General features: G+C 63.2%; 19 protein-coding genes. 10 read left to right on the forward strand and 9 right to left on the reverse strand.

Translation table 11 applies throughout. From position 1 onward, the window contains the following. Positions 1-52: 52 nt before the first annotated feature. From GYA94_RS09855 to GYA94_RS09875, 5 genes are all read left to right on the forward strand, one after another. Complete coding sequence (locus GYA94_RS09855; RefSeq protein ID WP_161892254.1) at positions 53-2,353, forward strand: fatty acid cis/trans isomerase; 2,301 nt, start codon at positions 53-55, stop codon at positions 2,351-2,353. 113 nt (positions 2,354-2,466) lie between these two features. Continuing rightward, positions 2,467-3,501, forward strand: coding sequence for an acyltransferase family protein (locus GYA94_RS09860; RefSeq protein WP_009685907.1), 1,035 nt, complete (start codon positions 2,467-2,469; stop codon positions 3,499-3,501). Between the two features lie 58 nt (positions 3,502-3,559). After that, positions 3,560-4,144: a Fe-S biogenesis protein NfuA gene (nfuA, locus tag GYA94_RS09865; RefSeq protein WP_003250416.1), complete on the forward strand. Its 585-nt coding sequence runs from the start codon at positions 3,560-3,562 to the stop codon at positions 4,142-4,144. A gap of 301 nt (positions 4,145-4,445) precedes the next feature. Beyond that, complete coding sequence (locus tag GYA94_RS09870; RefSeq protein ID WP_009685906.1) at positions 4,446-5,054, forward strand: SCO family protein; 609 nt, start codon at positions 4,446-4,448, stop codon at positions 5,052-5,054. Continuing rightward, on the forward strand, positions 5,055-5,537 hold the full coding sequence (locus tag GYA94_RS09875; RefSeq protein ID WP_029884912.1) for a copper chaperone PCu(A)C: 483 nt from the start codon (positions 5,055-5,057) through the stop codon (positions 5,535-5,537). It begins immediately after the preceding gene. Between the two features lie 32 nt (positions 5,538-5,569). Here GYA94_RS09875 and GYA94_RS09880 read toward each other — a convergent pair whose 3' ends face one another. The 8 genes from GYA94_RS09880 to GYA94_RS09915 form a co-directional block, all read right to left on the reverse strand. Continuing rightward, positions 5,570-5,797, reverse strand: coding sequence for a hypothetical protein (locus GYA94_RS09880; protein WP_029884913.1), 228 nt, complete (start codon positions 5,795-5,797; stop codon positions 5,570-5,572). A 72-nt stretch (positions 5,798-5,869) separates the two neighbouring features. Continuing rightward, complete coding sequence (locus GYA94_RS09885; RefSeq protein ID WP_110677738.1) at positions 5,870-6,703, reverse strand: AraC family transcriptional regulator; 834 nt, start codon at positions 6,701-6,703, stop codon at positions 5,870-5,872. Further along, on the reverse strand, positions 6,700-7,014 hold the full coding sequence (locus tag GYA94_RS09890; RefSeq protein WP_009685903.1) for an AzlD domain-containing protein: 315 nt from the start codon (positions 7,012-7,014) through the stop codon (positions 6,700-6,702). Before GYA94_RS09890 ends, GYA94_RS09885 begins: the two co-directional genes overlap by 4 nt. Further along, positions 7,011-7,703, reverse strand: coding sequence for an AzlC family ABC transporter permease (locus GYA94_RS09895; RefSeq protein ID WP_029884915.1), 693 nt, complete (start codon positions 7,701-7,703; stop codon positions 7,011-7,013). The genes GYA94_RS09890 and GYA94_RS09895 overlap by 4 nt, the downstream gene beginning before the upstream one ends. A gap of 122 nt (positions 7,704-7,825) precedes the next feature. Next, entirely contained in the window at positions 7,826-8,521 is a 696-nt protein-coding gene (locus GYA94_RS09900) for an SEL1-like repeat protein (protein ID WP_029884916.1), read from the reverse strand. A 139-nt stretch (positions 8,522-8,660) separates the two neighbouring features. Continuing rightward, on the reverse strand, positions 8,661-9,743 hold the full coding sequence (locus GYA94_RS09905) for a hypothetical protein (RefSeq protein WP_161892224.1): 1,083 nt from the start codon (positions 9,741-9,743) through the stop codon (positions 8,661-8,663). Between the two features lie 39 nt (positions 9,744-9,782). Next, complete coding sequence (locus tag GYA94_RS09910; RefSeq protein ID WP_110677734.1) at positions 9,783-10,421, reverse strand: LysE family translocator; 639 nt, start codon at positions 10,419-10,421, stop codon at positions 9,783-9,785. Positions 10,422-10,423: 2 nt separating this feature from the next. Beyond that, positions 10,424-11,212 carry a YqcI/YcgG family protein gene (locus GYA94_RS09915; RefSeq protein WP_110677733.1) on the reverse strand — a complete coding sequence of 263 codons (789 nt, stop codon included), beginning with the start codon at positions 11,210-11,212 and terminating at the stop codon, positions 10,424-10,426. 160 nt (positions 11,213-11,372) lie between these two features. Between GYA94_RS09915 and GYA94_RS09920 the strand changes: the two genes are divergently transcribed. Continuing rightward, complete coding sequence (locus GYA94_RS09920) at positions 11,373-12,293, forward strand: LysR substrate-binding domain-containing protein (protein WP_029884919.1); 921 nt, start codon at positions 11,373-11,375, stop codon at positions 12,291-12,293. Between the two features lie 117 nt (positions 12,294-12,410). Further along, positions 12,411-12,902 (forward strand): GNAT family N-acetyltransferase, encoded by a 492-nt coding sequence (locus GYA94_RS09925; protein ID WP_161892225.1) that lies wholly within the window; start codon positions 12,411-12,413, stop codon positions 12,900-12,902. 52 nt (positions 12,903-12,954) lie between these two features. Here the strand turns inward: GYA94_RS09925 and GYA94_RS09930 are convergent, their stop codons facing one another. Further along, positions 12,955-14,043, reverse strand: a complete 1,089-nt coding sequence (locus GYA94_RS09930; RefSeq protein ID WP_009685895.1) for an asparaginase — start codon at positions 14,041-14,043, stop codon at positions 12,955-12,957. 398 nt (positions 14,044-14,441) lie between these two features. Between GYA94_RS09930 and GYA94_RS09935 the strand changes: the two genes are divergently transcribed. From GYA94_RS09935 to GYA94_RS09945, 3 genes are read left to right on the forward strand one after another with little or no spacing between them, the layout of a single operon-like run. Further along, complete coding sequence (locus GYA94_RS09935) at positions 14,442-15,395, forward strand: sugar ABC transporter substrate-binding protein (RefSeq protein ID WP_161892226.1); 954 nt, start codon at positions 14,442-14,444, stop codon at positions 15,393-15,395. 26 nt (positions 15,396-15,421) lie between these two features. After that, entirely contained in the window at positions 15,422-16,975 is a 1,554-nt protein-coding gene (locus tag GYA94_RS09940) for a sugar ABC transporter ATP-binding protein (protein ID WP_161892227.1), read from the forward strand. Beyond that, positions 16,972-17,964 (forward strand): ABC transporter permease, encoded by a 993-nt coding sequence (locus GYA94_RS09945; RefSeq protein ID WP_161892228.1) that lies wholly within the window; start codon positions 16,972-16,974, stop codon positions 17,962-17,964. The genes GYA94_RS09940 and GYA94_RS09945 overlap by 4 nt, the downstream gene beginning before the upstream one ends. Position 17,965 lies beyond the last annotated feature (1 nt).

Below are 17,965 nucleotides of genomic sequence, written 5' to 3' on the forward strand. Positions count from 1 at the left end.
GGACGACCAGGCAACAAATCGTGATGGCTTCAAGAACCAGGACTTTCCGCACATGGTGCAACGTATCCTTGCCGGCGCTTTCGCCCTGCTCCTCAGTGGCGCGGTGCTTGGGCAAGCTCCCCAGTCGAGCCCGGCCATATCCTACACCCGGGACATTCAACCCATCTTCACCGAGAAATGCGTGGCCTGCCACGCCTGCAACGATGCCGCCTGCCAACTGAAGCTGGAAAGCCCCGAAGGCGCAGTACGCGGGGCCAGCAAGGTTCCGGTGTACCAGGGCGAGCGCAGCCAGGCAGTGCCCACCACGCGGCTGTTCTACGACGCCCACAGCGAGAGCGAGTGGCGCAAGAAAGGCTTCTACTCGGTGCTCGACAACCAGGGCAGCCAGGCCGCGCTGATGGCGCGCATGCTCGAACTGGGGCACAAGACGCCACTCACGCCCAATGCCAAGGTGCCTGACGAGATCGTCCTGGGCCTGAACCGCAACAACATGTGCCCCTTGCCCCATGAGTTCGATGCCTACGCCGGCGCCCATCCCAGGGAAGGCATGCCGCTGGCCGTGACCGGGTTGACGGACCAGGAATACGACACCATGCGCCGTTGGCTGGCCGCCGGCGCGCCGGTCGAATACCAGCCGATCCAACCCAGCGCTGCTGAAGCCCGGCAAATCGCCGAATGGGAGGAGCTGCTCAACCGCCCAGGCTCCACCGAAGCGCTGGTTGGCCGCTGGCTGTACGAGCACCTGTTCCTGGCGCATATCTATTTTACAGGGGGCGAGCAGGGCCACTTCTTCCAGTGGGTGCGCTCGCGCACGCCAAGCGGCCAGCCGGCAGACATCATCGCCACGCGGCGGCCCAACGACCCCCCAGGTACCGACTTCTACTACCGGTTGATCCCGGTGCAGGGCGTGATCGTGCACAAGACGCACATCACCTACCCAATGGGGCCGCAAAAGCTCAAGCGGGTGAAGCAGCTGTTCTATGCCGGTGACTGGCATGCCAGCGCGCTGCCCGGCTATGGCCCGCGCCACCGCGCCAACCCGTTCGAAACCTTCGAGGCCATCCCGGCGGTGGCGCGCTACCAGTTCATGCTGGATAACGCCGAGTACTTCGTGCGCACCTTCATCCGCGGGCCTGTTTGCCGGGGCCAGATCGCCACCGACGTGATTCGCGACAACTTCTGGGCGTTGTTCCAGGAGCCCGCGCACGACCGCTACATCACCGATGCGCACTACCGCGGCGAAGCCACGCCGTTGCTGGCCATGCCAGGCCAGAACGACGACGTGGGCAGTGTGCTGAGCTTGTGGCACGCGTACCGCGACAAGCGCAACGCGTATGAAAAGCTGCGCCGGGAAGCCTATGCCGAGATGCCGGCCCCAGGCTGGGCGACGCTGTGGGCGGGTAACGACAATGCCCTGCTGAGCATTTTCCGTCATTTCGACAGCGCCTCGGTCACCAAGGGCCTGGTCGGCGATGTGCCCCTTACCGTCTGGCTGTTCGACTACCCGCTGCTCGAACGCACCTATTACCAGCTGGCAGTCAATTTCGATGTGTATGGCAACGTGTCCCACCAGTTGCAGACGCGCCTGTACTTCGACCTGATTCGCAACGGTGCCGAGGTCAATTTCCTGCGCCTGATGCCGGCAGACCAGCGCAAGGCGATTCTTGGCGACTGGTACCAGAACAGCGGCAAGGTCAAGATGTGGCTGGACTACGAGGACATCGACAGTGACACGCCGAGCGGTATCAAGCTTGACCCGCGCAACCCCACGCGCGACTTCGGCCTCAAGCTGTTGCAGCGCACCGGCAGCCTGAATGCCGCGCCCGACCCGATCAACCGCTGCCAGGGCGCCTTCTGCTCGCGGCCGCAAATGAGCGAAGAGTTCCGCAATGCCGAGCAGTCGCTCAGCCGCCTGGTCTCGCGCCCGGCGGCCGGGCTGAAGGTGATCAACCAGCTGCCCGAGGCGACGATGTTGCGCATCGAAGGGCAGGGCGGCCAGCGCCAGGTGTACAGCCTGCTACGCAACCGTGCGCACAGCAACGTGGCCTTCCTGCTTGGCGAGGCCTATCGCTACCAGCCTGGCCTGGACACCCTGACCCTGTACCCCGGTGTGCTCAGCAGTTACCCCAACTTCATGTTCAACATCCCGACCAAGGATGTGCCGGAATTCGTCGAGGACATGGAGGCCGCGAAGGACGATGCAGCTAAGTTCGAACGCATTGTCATGCGTTGGGGCGTGCGCCGCAGCCACCCCGAGTTCTGGCGTTACTTCCATGACCTGAACAGCTACATCAAGGAAACCGAGCCGGTCGAGGCCGGGGTGCTGGACATGAACCGCTACGAAAACCTCTGATCGGTTTGGCTGACCTTTCCGATACACCTGCGGTCGGAAAGTGTTAGGTGGCCTGTATCGGTGCTCATGCAGCCGATACGGGCCTCAATGCACCGAAAAGCGCAGGTTATTTCATGTTGTATTCGCTTCAGGCATTGCGGGCGTTCGCCGCTTGGGTGGTGGTCTGCCACCATTTCATGCAGATCTTCTTCGACTTCCATGCCACCGGCCCCGTCGGCCAATTGCTCACTGACCGGGGCGCTGTGGGCGTGGACATCTTCTTCGTGATCAGTGGGCTGGTTATCTACCTGTCGACCTGCGACAAGCCGGTCGAGCCCCGCCAGTTTCTGCTCAACCGGGTGCTGCGCATCGTTCCCGCCTACTGGTTCTATACGGCCCTAATGGCCTTGCTGTTGCTGGCGTTCAGCCAATGGATGCCGCACCAGGTGTTCAGTTGGCATCACCTGCTGCTGTCGCTGCTGTTCATCCCGGCGGAGAACCCCGGCGGTTACGGCCTGTATCCCACCTTGAACGTGGGCTGGACGCTGAACTTCGAAATGTTCTTCTACCTGCTGTTCGGCCTGGCTTTTCTTGTGCGCAAACGTCACCACCTGCTGCTGGTGGCTGGCGCCTTGCTGCTGGTCAGCGAGGTGCTGGGGCGGTTTGGCTTGCTCAGCCGCTTTTACAACAACGACATCATCTATGAGTTCTTGCTCGGCATCGGCCTTGGGGTCTTGTACCGCCATGGGCTGATCCGCCAGGGCCGGGTTCTGGCGTTGCTGCTGCTGGGGGCGGCAGGCCTGGCCATCTATCACCTCGATGCATCGCAGCGCTTGCTGCATTGGGGCGTGCCGAGCGCAATGATCGTGCTGGCCTTCATCGCTCTGGAACCGATGTTCAAAGGCAACCGGCTGCTCAAGGCGCTGGGCGACTGCTCGTATTCCGTGTACCTGATCCATGTGCTGGTGCTGTATGCCGGCTGGTTCGCCAGCCAGCGTTTGCAGTTGAATCCTTACTGGGTATTCGCGGTGTGCGTGCCGTCCATTGGACTAATGTCGTGGTTCAGCTATTGCTGGCTGGAACGTGGCCTGTACCGGCGCATGCAGGCGTGGCTGGCGGCGCCGCGAGGGGGCGAGCCGGCCTACGCGCTTTCCCGAGTCAAATACTAGGACTTTGTTCGATGCGCCGGTTGGCGTACACTTGGCGGCAAGTCTGTGAGGAACCTACATGAGCGCTATAACCATTACCGACGCCGCCCATGACTACCTGGCCGATCTGCTCTCCAAGCAGAACACGCCTGGCATCGGCATTCGTATTTTCATCACCCAGCCGGGCACCCAGTACGCCGAAACCTGCATCGCCTACTGCAAGCCGGGCGAAGAGAAGCCTGACGACACCGCCGTTGGCCTCAAGAGCTTTACCGCTTACCTGGATGCGGTCAGCGTGCCGTTCCTGGAAGATGCCCTGGTCGATTACGCCACCGACCGCATGGGTGGCCAGCTGACCATCAAGGCGCCGAACGCCAAGGTGCCGATGGTCAATGAAGACAGCCCGATCAACGAGCGTATCAACTACTACCTGCAGACCGAGATCAACCCTGGTCTGGCCAGCCATGGCGGCCAGGTCAGCCTGGTAGACGTAGTGGACGACGGCATTGCTGTGCTGCAGTTTGGCGGTGGTTGCCAAGGGTGCGGCCAGGCTGACGTAACTTTGAAAGAAGGCATCGAGCGCACCCTGCTCGAGCGTATCCCGGAGCTGAAGGGCGTGCGTGACGTGACTGACCACAGCCAGAAAGAAAACGCCTACTACTAAGCCTTCCGGCGGCTGCTGGGCTGCAGCCGCACCGTTGCCTTGGCGCATGCTTGCTGGGGCTGCGTTGCAGCCCGATCGCGACACGAGGCCGCGCCTGAACAGGCCGCTAAAGTCCGCGCACTTAGCAATAAAGTGTTACGTTTTCAAGCCCTGCGACAACAGGCCGCAGCCCGTATTTCAAGGGCTGCAGGCCTTACCTGCTCAGGTCGGGTAGAACCCCTCTGGGTGTCATGCCAGAATGCCCCGGTTTTTCGACCGGCCCGTCCCGAGGGCCGGCACCTTCCCTGTAAAGGATGGTTTCATGAATGATCTATATAGCCGGCGGGCAGTCGTCGCCGGCATGGGCGTTCTCGGGCTCGGCCTGCTGGCGGGCTGCAGCCCGGCGCGGGGGCTCGAGTTCAAGTACGGCAAGAACATGAGCAACGAGATCCTCGGGCGCAAGTTCAGCCTCAAGGACCCGCAAGGCAACGTGCGTACCCTGTCGAGCTTCTACGGCAGCATGCCCATGATTTTCTTCGGCTTCACCCAGTGCCCGGCGATCTGCCCGACCACGCTGGCGCGTGCGGCGCAGATCCGCAAGACGCTGCGCGGCCGCGACCGCGACCTGTTCCAGGTGGTGTTCATCACCCTGGACCCGGAGCGCGACACCCCCGAGGTGCTCGATGCCTACGTCAAGGCCTTTGACCCCACGTTCATCGCACTGACCGGCACCCCCGAAGAAATTGCCGCAGTAGCCAAGGAATTCAAGGTGTTCTACGAGAAAGTCCCGGCCGGGGACACCTACACCATTTCTCATTCGTCCACCAGCTACGTCTACGATACACGTGGCACCCTGCGCCTGAGCCTGGGCCATTCCCTGACAGCCAAGGAATGCGCCGAAGACCTGGTCACCCTGATGGAGATCTGCTGAATGTTGATGCAACCGATCAAACGCGGCTTGGCTGCCCTGGCCCTTGCCGGGCTGGCACTGCCGGCCCTCGCCCAGACCACTGTGAGTGAAGCCTGGGTGCGTGCCAGCGTGCCGCACCAGCAGTCCACCGGCGCATTCATGACCCTGACCGCCAGCAGCGACAGCAAGCTGGTGAGCGTGGCGTCGCCAGTTGCCAAGACCGTTCAGGTACACGAAATGACCATGAATGGCGATGTGATGGGCATGCGTGAGGTGAAGGCTGTCGAGCTACCAGCGGGCAAAGCCGTTACGCTGGACCCCAATGGCCTGCATGTGATGCTGATGGGTCTGAACGGCCAGGTCAAGGAAGGCGAGAAAGTACCGCTGAGCCTGACCATCGAAGACGCCAAAGGCGCCAAGGAAACCGTGGAAGTGCAGGCTGAAGTGCGCGCGCTCACCGCCGAGGCGGGCGGCGGCCACGACCACATGCACATGCAGCACTGACAGGTTCCAGCAAGGTAGCCTTGGCGCGCCGGTCAACTGCGAAACTTGGGCAGTGGCCGGTCGAGGGTCAGCGAGGTCAAGGTCTTGCGGACTTGCGCCTCATCGGCTTCCAGCGCCCGTAAACTCGCGCGAATCTTGCCTGCGGCGGGCACATCGCCCTGCCGGTCGATCCAGTCGGCAATCTCCTTGCACGCGCTACTCAGGCAGGCCTGGCGCTGGTTCATCAGCGACAGTAGGGTGGTGAGCTCTCTTTGGGACATGGCAGGATCCTCCGTTCAGCCCTGTTAGTGTAGCAGTGGCTAGGCGGCCTGCCTGTGGCGAGGTGCCACAGCTCAGCCTGGCCGGCAGGCGCTGCGATAGACGCCCGGCGGCACGCCGTAGGCCTGCTTGAACTGCCGGCTCAGATGGCTCTGGTCGGCAAAGCCCAGGTCGAACGCGACCTGCGACGCCACCAGGCCGTTTTTCAGCATTTCCCGTGCACGGGCCAGGCGCCGCTGTTTGAGCCAGGCGTGCGGCGGCAGGCCGGTAGCCTGGCGAAACACCCGGGCGAAGTGAAATGGCGACAGGTTGACCGCCGCTGCCAGCGCCTCCAGCGAAGGCGGGTCGGCCAGCCGGCTTTCCAGCAGTTCGCGCGCGCGGGCCACTGCCAGGGGCTCTTGGCCGGGGGCCGAAGGCGCCGCGCATTGCCCATGGCGCTGCACCAGCGCCAGCACCGCCTGGCGCCAGGCCGTCTGTTGCTGCAGGGCGCTGGCACCGGCTTCGGACAACTTGTGCAGTTGGCTGAATGCAACGGCCAGCGCCGGGTCTTGGATCACGCTGGCCTTGAAGCTGGGCATGCCGTGACGCCCCAGCTCCAGTTCCTCGAGCACCCCTGTGACCCGTTCATGGTCGGGGTAGAAACCGCGATAGCGCCAACCTGCTTCGTGAGCGGTGGCGCCGGTGTGCAGTTCGTCCGGATTGATGAGCACCATGCTGCCGACCGGGGCCAGGTGCTCGCTGCCGCGGTGCCAGAAACGCTGGGCGCCGGACTCGATCACGGTGAACACATAGCCCTCGTGAACGTGCGGGGCGAAGCGCTGCTGAACGTAACGCGCGTGCAGCATCTCGACGTCGCCTAGCGCTGGCGCCTGCCAAAGGTGTGTCTGCTCGCGCAGTGCCCCGCTCATGCCAGCCAACTGCGCAACAGGAAGAAGATCAACATGCTCACCAGCATGCTCAGCACTACGCTGCGGGTCAACAGCACCAAGGTGATGGCCGCCAGTGAGCCCAGCAGGTAGGGGTTGAGCAGGCTCAGTTCGAGCTGGTGCTCGGGCAGGAAAATGATGGGGCCGCAGATGGCCGTGAGCATGCCCGGCACGGCAAAGCCCAGAAATTGCCGCGCGTTGGAGCTAAGCCGTAAGGGCAGGCGTGGTTCCAGAAACGCGTAGCGGTTGAGAAACACGATGGCCCCCATGGCAAAAATCAGCACCCAGGTCATGTGCGTGCTCCGGCAAATTTCTGGCAGATGAAACCGGCGCTCATGCCCAGCAGCCCGGCGGCGACCAGCGCGGTCTCCCAGTGCCAGTAGCTGAACAAAACCGAGCAGAACAGCGACACGGCTACGCACGCCAGCGTGGCGAGGTTGCGCACCAGTGGCGCGATCAAGGCCACGAAGGTGGCGACGATGGAAAAGTCCAGCCCGTACTGGTCCAGGTGTGGAATGCTCTGGCCCAGCAGGATACCGGCCAGGGTGAACAGGTTCCAGGCAACGTAGAAGGTCAGGCCCACCCCTAACGCGTACCAGCGGTTGAACTGCTGCTGGTCGTACTGGCTGGTCAGGGCGAAGAATTCGTCGGTCAACAGAAAGCCCAGGCCCAGCCGCCAGCGCAGCGGCTGGTTGGACAGCACTGGGCGCATCGACAGGCCATATAGCAGGTGCTGTGAGGTCAACAGCAAAGTGGTCAGCAGTATCGATGCCAGGTTGGCGCCGCCCTTGAGCATGCCGATGGCCACCAGTTGCGCGGCGCCGGCAAAGACGATGGCCGACAGCCCTTGGCCCTGCCAAGGGCTTAGGTTGGCCTCGATGGCCATCGACCCGGCGAGCAGGCCCCAAGGGGCGACGGCAAGGGACAGCGGCAGGATGGCGATGGCGCCGTGGAGAAAGGCTTGGCGAGCAATGGTGGGCATGGTGTCTGCAATGCGTTTACAGGGCAGGCCAGCATGCCAGACGGGCAGGGGGGTTGGCTTGAACGATCTTGCTGGTCGACAGCGCTTTTGGCGTGAGCGCCCGTAATGCCCCCGGGCACCGGCTAGGGGTGCCGGGTCAGGTGTTGCTGCGCTGTCACGCAGCCATTGATGTCGACCGCCTTCTGCAGCAGGCTCAACCGGTGCTGTGGGTCCAGTTCGCTGAGCAGGCGGTACACCTCGGCCTGGTAGTCACGCTGGCGCCCCCACAGCATTTCCAGGCCTTGTGGCTGGTTGCGTCGGCAGGCCAGGTGGGTGGCAGGCTGCGGGTAATAGGGGGCGTACACGGTGGCCATGCTGGGGATGGCCTCCAGGGCTGTGCGGTAATCGCTACTGGCATTGTAGGGCTGGCACCAGGTGGCGATGGCCGGTGCGGGTGCGGCAAAGCCCTGCTTTAGGCTGGCTTCGAGCAACGGGCAGGCAGCTTCAGGGATCTGCGCCGCGGGAAGGTAGGTCATGTAGTACAGGGCCAACCGGTACTGGGCGACCGGGTGGCCCAGCTCGACCGACTTTTTCAACAGGGCCACCGCTGTAGGCAAGGTGTGAGCCATTGCCTGCCCCTGGCGGCTGAGCTCCGGATCGGCGCCCAGCGACGTGCGCAGGGTGCTGCTGCCTTCTTCCTGATTGTCGGCCTGTTCCAGCAATGGCAACGCCTGGCGGTAGAGCAGGTCGGCATGCGGGTCGATATTAACCTCCAGCGCCTGGGCAGCCAGCGGCAGTAACGCAACCAGCAGCGCGGGCAGGCGCATGGCCAGGCTCACAGGTGAACCCCAGGGGCGGCCAGGTAAGAGTGCACGGTTTCGACGGTCATGGCGGTCAAGCATTGCGCCTCGGGGAAATCGGAACGACCACGTATTCTAGCCAGCCAAGGGGCCTGGCCGAAAGGCCGCTGTGCAAATGTCAGACGAGTCTGATAGGGGTGACATTACGCAGGGCGTGTTTTTCCTGGGCCAGGCCCAGCTTGGCGGTGATCACCTTGGCCAAGGCATTGTTGCCCAGGTCGTTCAGGTGCAGGCGATCGATGAACAAATCTGCCCCGAACACGGGCGAGCTGCTGAGCATGCCGTTCATGTCGTAGCAGGGGACCGGATCGGCCTGGCTTTTGATGCGGCGGAAAAACGCCGAGTGCAGTTGGCTGTCGAACGCGCCGTCGAGCAGCCGGTCGAAGTTGCCCGGCTGCTGCTCCAGTGCCGCCAACATGGCCTGTTCACCGGCAGGCAGGGTTTCCCGGCACCAGGGCAGCAACGGCTGCAGGATGAAGGTCAGGGTGGCATGGCTGTCGGCCAGCAACCGGTCCCACTGCCGCAGCGTGCGGCCAATGGTGTCGGCGGCGCGAGCCAGGCGCTTCTCCGGGGCGGATAGCGGCCAACTGCCCACGGCTTCGGCTGGCGGCGGCGGCGCCAAGGCTTGACCAATGCGCCGCCACAACGATTGCCGGCGGGCGGCGGTGGCAGGCTGCAGGCCTTCGCTGAAGCTGTTGAGAAAGTCCTGGTAAGCCTTGCCATGGGCCGCTGCGGGGCTGGCGAGCACTTCGCACAGGGCTTCGTGGGCCAGGCTGTTCAGGCCGCTGAGCACGACCACGTGGCCGAGCTGGCCCAGGCGATGCTGGTGGGTCAGGAACAACAGCAGCTCCTGGCTGGCATTGAGCCCGCAACCGGCCAGGCTCAGCCAGACTTCGCCGGTGAGCATCGACAGGTGCGAGGCCACGGTGTGCTCGTCGGAGCTGGCGCCGATGCCCAGGGCTGTCGAGCCGCCCACCAGCAAGTTGATGCGCGAAGCGCCGCCGCGCTCGCCCGCAGAAAAGCGCTTGCCGGCGCAATGGCTGTAGCGCAGGCCCAGGGCATCGGTGTTGATGGTGCCGGAGCGGTAGCCGGTTTCGTGCACATGCACGGTGTGTGGCGCGCGGCGGCTGCCGCGCAGCAGAAAGCGCTGGTAGTCCTGTGGCAGCGGCGAAGGAGGCGGGCTGGTGCGGGTGGGGTTCATGAATGCTCCTTCAATGGCGCCGTAGGGTGCACAGCAGTTTCAGGCCGCCAGTTCTTTCAGGTTGTACAGCAGGCCGCCTGCGGCGATCAGCAGCAGCGCCACGCCTGACGCCAGGCTGATGACCCGGTTGCTACGCTGCGAGGCGATCTTGCCGATGGCGAAGATGTACAGGCTGAGCACGGCGAAGTCGATGGCCACCCAAAGCAGCGACAGGACCACCATGCTTTTGCCGAACGACTCGGTGATCTGGATGAACTGCGGGAAGAAGGCGATGAAGAAGATGATGTCCTTCGGGTTGGAAATGCCCACCATGAACCCTTGCAGCAGCCCGCCACGGCCGGGCTTGGCCACCTCGTTCGGGGCCTCGTTCGAGGCCGCAGCAGCCGGCGCCTGCAGCGCCTCGCGCAGGGTACCCACGGCAATGTGGCCGATGAACAGGCAGCCCAGCAGGCTCATGATGTTCAGCCAGGTCTTGTCGATGGCCGCGCTGGTGAGGATGATCCAGGCGGCTGCGCCAATCAGCACCAGGGACGCCCAGTTGGTGCCGACGGCGGTGAACATGGCCTTGCGCGAGCCCGAAGCGGCCGCAGTGTTGACGATCAGTGCCACCACTGGGCCGGGCGTGGCGATCAGCAGCAGGACGGTGAGGGCATAAGTGGCGGTGAGTGCGGTATTCACGGTCAGTTCTCGATCAGGATGTCGGGTGTCGGCTGGTGTGCGGTGTGGGTATGAAACGGGCAGCGCGACGGGTTCAGCGAACCTGCCTCCTGCAGCTGGTACTGCTTCCATTCGTAGTTGTCGGCATCGCCAAAAGCGCCAAGGGTGTCGGGCACGACGCCATCGTTGTAGTGGTGTACCCGCTCGCGGATGCGCGCGCGGATGCGCCGGCCGCTTTCGCTGCGGGTGTCGGCCACTTCGTCGAAGTTTTCCCGGGGGTTGATGACGAAGGTGATGTGTTGGCCCAGGTTGCGGCTTTTCATGCGCTGGTGGCCGGGGAAGTTCATGTTGATGAACAAAGGCATGCCGGCGTAGCAGAACGACCAGCCGGTATCGGCGGGGTCGGTCGGTATGCCCTGTGGCCAGGGGTGGGGGTCGCGCGCATGCACCCCGCGCAGCACCTTCCAGGCCAGCGCCTGCTGTTCGCTCAGGCTGCTGTCGGCTGCCGTCTGCAGAAACACCACCAGTGGGCTGCCGATGCGCTGCCGGGGTGTGACAGGTGCGATGAGGCGCACATAATCGGCCAGGCCCTGTGCGATATCATCCGACAGTTGCTCGGCGCGTGCGAACAGGATGTAACAGGTTTCGCCGTTTACCGCCTTGCGGCCGAACAGGCACGGAAATTCGGGGTTGGCGAGAATGGTGCGAAATTGTTCTACGGTGGTGTACGTCCAGTGTTGCATGTCATGACCATGTTCAGCGGCGAGCTCTAGCGCATCCAGGCGATAGCAATTTCCATATCCCGTAAACATGATTTCCCCAGGCGTGAATTTAAATGAACGTTCCAGTCATATGCAGGCAGGATCTTGGTTATATTTGTTTTTTACCTGCATTTTCCGAGACGCACTTCACGTTGTAAAACGCGTGGAACTATGACCTACTATTAGTCTCACTCATGCTCGGGATATCGCCATGTCGGAACGCATCCAGGCCCTGCACGCATTGCGTGCCTTCGAGGTGGCGTCACGCTATGGCTCCTTCACCCGTGCGGCCGAAGAGCTTGCCTTGACCCAGGGTGCAGTCAGCCACCACATCAAGACCCTCGAAGCCATGTTTGGTTGCGACCTGTTCGAGCGCCGTGGGCCCAAGCTAAGCCTGACCGAGCATGGCCGTGTGCTGGCCCAGGAACTGAAAGTGGGCTTCAAGATCATCGAAAATGCCTGCGCGTTGTTGCGCCAGGACCGTTACGGGTTGCGCCTGAAGGCGCCTTCCACGCTGACCGTACGCTGGCTGCTGCGGGCGCTGGATGCGTTCAAGAAGCACGAAGACCACTGCAGCGTGCAGCTGTCGAGCGTGTGGATGGACATCGACAGCGTCGACTTCTATTCCGAGCCTTACGACTGCGCCATTCTTCTGGCCAGCGGGCGCTTCCCTGCCGACATCGACAGCTTCAAGCTGTTCGACGAGTGGCTGATACCGGTATGCCACCCCGATTACATGGCGCAAGCGCAGCCAGCCCTGAGCGACCTGCCGCAGTGCGAGTTCCTGCACCCTTCCCCCGACCGGCGCGACTGGCGGCGCTGGTTGGCGCGGATGGACGCGCTGCACATCAGTATCGACCAGGGGCAGGTATTCGACACGCTGGACCAGGGCATTTCGGCTGCCCAGCAGGGCCTTGGCATTTCGGTCGTCGACCTGGTACTGGCCAGTGCCGACCTGGCGGCCGGGCGCCTGGTTACGCCATTCAAGCATGCCGTGGCCACCGGCGACGGGTACTACATGACCTGGCTCAAGGCCAGCCCCAAGGCGCGGCAGATGCACAAGCTGCGTGACTTCCTGATGGGCCAGGTGCCGCCGCTGGCCTACAAGGATATCGACTACCTGTACGGTTGAGCCGTACTGCTTCGCGGTGGCAGAGCGCTGTGGCCAAAGTGCCTTGCAACGGCTGCGCGCATGCCAGCCAGCGGTTTAGAATGGCCGGCTTGCCATTTTGTTACCCGGAGCCTGCCCTTGAGCAACCTGCAATTCCGCCAGCCCGTCATCACCGACGCCGAGCGCTGCTACCAGATTGAGGTGAGTGCCTACGAGGGCGACGAGGCGGCCACCCTGGAAAAGATCCGCACCCGTATCAGCCAGTACCCACAAGGCTTCCTGTTGCTCGAAGAGCAGGGCGGCATCGTGGGGTTCATCAACAGTGGCTGTGCCCATGCCGTGGTGATGGCTGACGAGGCGTTCAAAGAGTTGGTCGGGCATGACCCGCAGGCAGCCAATGTGGTGATTATGTCGGTGGTGGTGGACCCCGCGCACCAGGGCAAAGGCTACGCCAAGCGGCTGATGGATGAATTCATTGCGCGGACCAAGGCGCAAGGCAAGCAGACCATTCACCTGATGTGCAAGGAGCAGCATGTGGAGCTGTACCGCAAGATGGGCTACCAGTACGTGCGGCCTTCGCCCTCCGACCACGGCGGCATGGCTTGGCACGAAATGGTCATGGCCCTCTAGGCAACCGTGAAGCGGGCCTCAGCAGCCTGTGGCTGCTGAGGTTGCTGGGGTATCAGTACTCCCAGAAAATCCGCTGCAGCTCCTTGCTGTCCTGGGTCTTGGTCATTGCCACCATGGCCAGAATCCGCGCCTTCTGCGGGTTCAGGTCGTGTGCCACCACCCAGTCGTTCTTGTCATCTGGCTGTTCGGCGTTACGCAGCACGAGGCCACCCTGGTTGACGTGCGACGAGCGAATGATCTGCACACCCTCCTTGCGCAGTTCCTGCAGCGCCGGCACTACCCGTGAAGACACCGAGCCATTGCCGGTACCGGCGTGGATCAGCGCCTTGGCGCCATGTTGCGCCAACGCTTTGTAGGCGGTATCGGTCACGTTGCCATAGCCATAAGCAATGTCCACCTGTGGCAGGCTGCTGATCTGTTTGATGTCGAACTCGGAGTTGACCGTGTGACGCTTGGCCGGCAGGCGGAACCAGTACGACTTGCCTTCCACGACCATGCCCATTGGCCCCCAGGCGCTCTTGAACGCTTCTGTCTTGATGTTGACGGCCTTGCTCACGTCACGGCCAGACTGGATCTCGTCGTTCATGGTCACCAGCACGCCCTTGCCTCGCGACTGCTGGTCGCCGGCCACGGCCACTGCATTGTAGAGGTTGAGCATGCCGTCGGCGGACATGGCGGTGCCCGGGCGCATCGAGCCGACTACCACGATTGGCTTGTCGGTTTTCTCGACCAGGTTGAGGAAGTAGGCGGTTTCTTCCAGGGTGTCGGTACCGTGGGTGATGACGATACCGTCCACATCCTTGCTGTCGGCCAGTTCGGCGACGCGTTTGGCCAGCTTCAGCAGGTCATCGTTGCTGATGCTTTCCGAGGCGATCTGCATCACCTGCTCGCCGCGCACATTGGCGATGTCAGCGAGCTCCGGCACGCCGGCGATCAGCTTGTCCACCCCCAGCTTGGCAGCCTGGTAGGTGGCGCTGTTGGCGGCGCTGGCGCCAGCGCCGGCGATGGTGCCACCGGTGGCGAGGATGACCACGTTGGCCAGTTTCTGCCGGGTTTCGGCTTCCTTGGCCGAGGCGGCGGTGGGCAGGACCAGCAGCAGGGCGAGGGCGCTGGGGGCAAAGGTTTTCAGTGCGGCATTCATCGTTCTTGTGCTCTCTTCCAAATGAGATGGTTTTTGAATCGCGCAGCTTGCAAGGCATCTTTCATACCAGCTTGCGCGCGCAGTGGTGCAGGCATCGCTTTGTGTTGCAGTGCTGTGCGCAGCAGCCCCGAAACCACGGCCGCAGTGCAGGTTGGCGCAGGTGCAGCGCAGCCCGGCGCGACCCAGGGGGGGCGTTGCGGGGGTAGTGTTCCATTCGAGAATCCGAACAGGCGTAGGAAAAGGTGTTCGGTTTTGCGGAAAGATTCTGGATAATCAGCGCCAACGGTTTCGGCCGCTGACCTGAAAAACGGATTTGACAAACCCTGGTACTGTTTCCATAGTTACGTACCGCAAACGTTTGCGATCCGATAAAAAAACAAGATTCGGAGTCATCGTCCATGAAACTGCCGTTCCCCGGTCGTCTGCTGGCCCTCGCTGTCGTTTCCTCACTCTCCCTTGCCTTGCCGTTTTCTGCCGCCCACGCCGAAGACAAGCCCAAGGTCGCCCTGGTCATGAAATCGCTGGCCAACGAGTTCTTCCGCACCATGGAAGACGGTGCCAAGGACTACCAGAAAAGCCACGCCGCTGAGTTTGATTTGATTGCCAACGGCATCAAGAACGAAACCGACACTGGCGAACAGATCCGCATCGTCGAGCAAATGGTCAACGCCGGCGCCAAGGCGCTGGTGATCGCCCCGGCCGATTCCAAGGCGTTGGTATCAGCGGTGAAGAAAGCCATGGACAAAGGCGTGGTGGTGATCAACATCGATAACCGCCTGGACCCTGCGCTGCTCAAGAGCAAAGGCATCAGCGTGCCCTTCGTCGGCCCTGACAACCGCAAAGGCGCGCGTATGGTGGGCGAGTACCTGGCCCAACAGAAGCTCAAGGCCGGTGACCAGGTGGGCATCATCGAAGGGGTGCCAACCACCACCAACGCCCAGCAGCGCACTGCAGGCTTCAAGGACGCCATGGAAGCCGCCAAAATGAACATCGTCTCGGTCCAAAGCGGTAACTGGGAGATCGACAAAGGCAACGCCGTCGCCGCTTCCATGCTCAACGAATACCCCGACCTGAAGGCCCTGCTGGCCGGTAACGACAGCATGGCGCTGGGTGCGGTTTCGGCTGTGCGTGCCGCCGGCAAGGCGGGCCAGGTGCAAGTGGTCGGCTATGACAATATCAACGCCATCAAGCCCATGCTGGCCGATGGCCGCGTGCTCGCCACCCTTGACCAGGCCGCCAGCCAGCAAGCCGTATTCGGTATTCAGGCAGCATTGAAAATGGTCAAGGGCGAAAAGCCTGACGTGGATGCCGACAACGTCATCCAGACCCCAGTCAAGCTCGTTACCAAGTAGCCCCGACCCTGCCAGGAGAACCGGCCATGCCTGCATCGGCCAATGAAGTGGTGCTCGCTGCCAGCGGCCTTGGCAAGACCTACGCCCAGCCGGTGCTGGGTGAGGTCAGCCTGAACCTGCGGGCCGGCGAAGTGCTGGCCCTGACCGGCGAGAACGGTGCGGGCAAGAGCACGCTGTCCAAGTTGATCAGCGGCCTGGAAACCCCCACCACCGGGCACATGACCTACCGCGGCCAGGCCTACGCCCCCGCCAGCCGCAGCGAGGCCGAGCGCCTTGGCGTGCGCATGGTCATGCAGGAACTGAACCTGCTGCCAACCTTGACCGTGGCGGAAAACCTGTTTCTCGACAACCTGCCCAGCCGTTTTGGCTGGATCAACCACAAACGCCTGCGCCAGTTGGCCACGGCGGCCATGGCCAGGGTCGGGCTCGATGCCATCGACCCGGATACCCCAGTCGGCGAACTGGGTATCGGCCACCAGCAAATGGTCGAAATCGCCCGTAACCTGATCGGCGACTGCCACGTGCTGATCTTCGACGAACCCACCGCGATGCTGACCGCGCGTGAGGTGGAACTGTTATTTACCCAGATCGACCGCCTGCGCGCGCGCGGGGTGGCCATCGTGTACATTTCGCACCGCCTGGAAGAACTGCAGCGCGTCGCCCAGCGGATCGTCGTACTGCGCGACGGCAGGCAGGTGTGTGACGAGCCCATCCAGCGCTACAGCAGCGCCGAACTGGTCAACCTCATGGTGGGCCGCGAACTGGGCGAACACATCGACCTGGGCCGGCGGCAGCTTGGCGCACCCTTGCTCAAGGTCGAGCGGCTTACTCGCAGCGACAAGGTGCGAGAGGTATCTTTCGAGGTCAGGGCGGGGGAGATATTCGGCATCTCCGGCCTGATCGGCGCGGGCCGCACCGAGTTGTTGCGCCTGATCTACGGCGCCGACCGTGCTGACAGCGGCAGCATCGCATTGGGCCAGCCACCGCAGCCGGTGACCATCGATTCGCCCAAGGCGGCCGTGCGCGCAGGCATAGCCTTGATCACCGAAGACCGCAAAGGCGAGGGCCTGCTGCTGAGCCAGTCGATCAGCGCCAACATTGCCTTGGGCAACCTTGGCGCCGTGTCACGGGCCGGCGTGCTCGACGGCGAGGCGGAAAGGGCCTTGGCCGAGCGCCAGATCCAGGCCATGCGTATTCGCAGCGCCGGTGCGCAACAGGTGGTTGGCGAGCTGTCGGGTGGCAACCAGCAGAAGGTCGTGATCGGCCGGTGGCTGGAGCGCGACTGCCAGGTGCTGCTGTTCGACGAGCCCACCCGGGGCATCGATGTCGGTGCCAAGTTCGACATCTACGGCCTGCTGGCCGAGCTGGCACGCCAAGGCAAGGCCCTGGTGGTGGTGTCCAGCGACCTGCGCGAGTTGATGTTGATCTGCGACCGCATCGCCGTGCTGTCTGCCGGCCGCCTGATCGACACCTTCGAGCGTGAGCACTGGACGCAGGATCAACTGTTGGCGGCAGCCTTTGCCGGTTATCAGAAACGTGACGCTCTGCTGCATGAGGCAGCCCCCAGGATGGACGTATGAAAACCACACCGCTCGACAGCCAAGGCGCCGCCGTGCGCCGCAACGGTTCCTATTACGGCCTGGGCACCTACCTGGGCCTGGCCGGCGCCTTGCTGGCGATGATCGTGCTGTTCTCGTTCCTCAGCAGCCACTTCTGGTCGTACAACACCTTCAGCACATTGGCCAACCAGATCCCGGACCTGATGGTACTGGCGGTCGGCATGACCTTCGTGCTGATCATCGGCGGTATCGACCTGTCGGTGGGGTCGGTGCTGGCCCTGGCCGCGTCGACGGTGAGCGTGGCGATGCTCGGTTGGGGCTGGGGCGTGCTACCCGCCGCGCTGCTGGGCATGGCCTTGGCTGCGCTGGCCGGCAGCATCACTGGCAGCGTGACCGTGGCCTGGCGCATCCCGTCGTTCATCGTCTCGCTCGGCGTGCTGGAAATGGCCCGTGGCCTGGCCTACCAGTTCACCGACTCGCGCACCGCCTATATCGGCGATGCCTATGCCTGGTTCTCCGACCCGGTCACCTTTGGCATCTCGCCAGCGTTCATCATCGGCTTGCTGGTGATCGTGCTGGCCCACCTGGTGCTGACCCGCACAGTGTTCGGCCGCTACCTGATCGGCATCGGCACCAATGAAGAGGCCGTGCGCCTGGCAGGTATCGACCCACGGCCCTACAAAGTGCTGGTGTTCGCGCTGATGGGCCTGCTGGCCGGGCTGGCTGCGCTGTTCCAGATTTCCCGGTTGGAAGCGGCCGACCCGAATGCGGGCTCTGGCCTGGAACTGCAGGTCATTGCCGCCGTGGTGATCGGCGGCACCAGCCTGATGGGCGGGCGTGGCTCGGTCATCAGCACCTTCTTCGGCGTGCTGATCATTTCCGTGCTGGCCGCGGGGCTGGCGCAGATCGGTGCCAGCGAACCGACCAAGCGCATCATCACCGGGGCGGTGATCGTCATTGCCGTGGTGCTCGACACTTACCGTAGCCGGCGTGCAGGCCGGCGGAACTGAC

This window comes from Pseudomonas juntendi (assembly GCF_009932375.1).
Classification (GTDB): Bacteria; Pseudomonadota; Gammaproteobacteria; order Pseudomonadales; family Pseudomonadaceae; genus Aquipseudomonas; species Aquipseudomonas juntendi.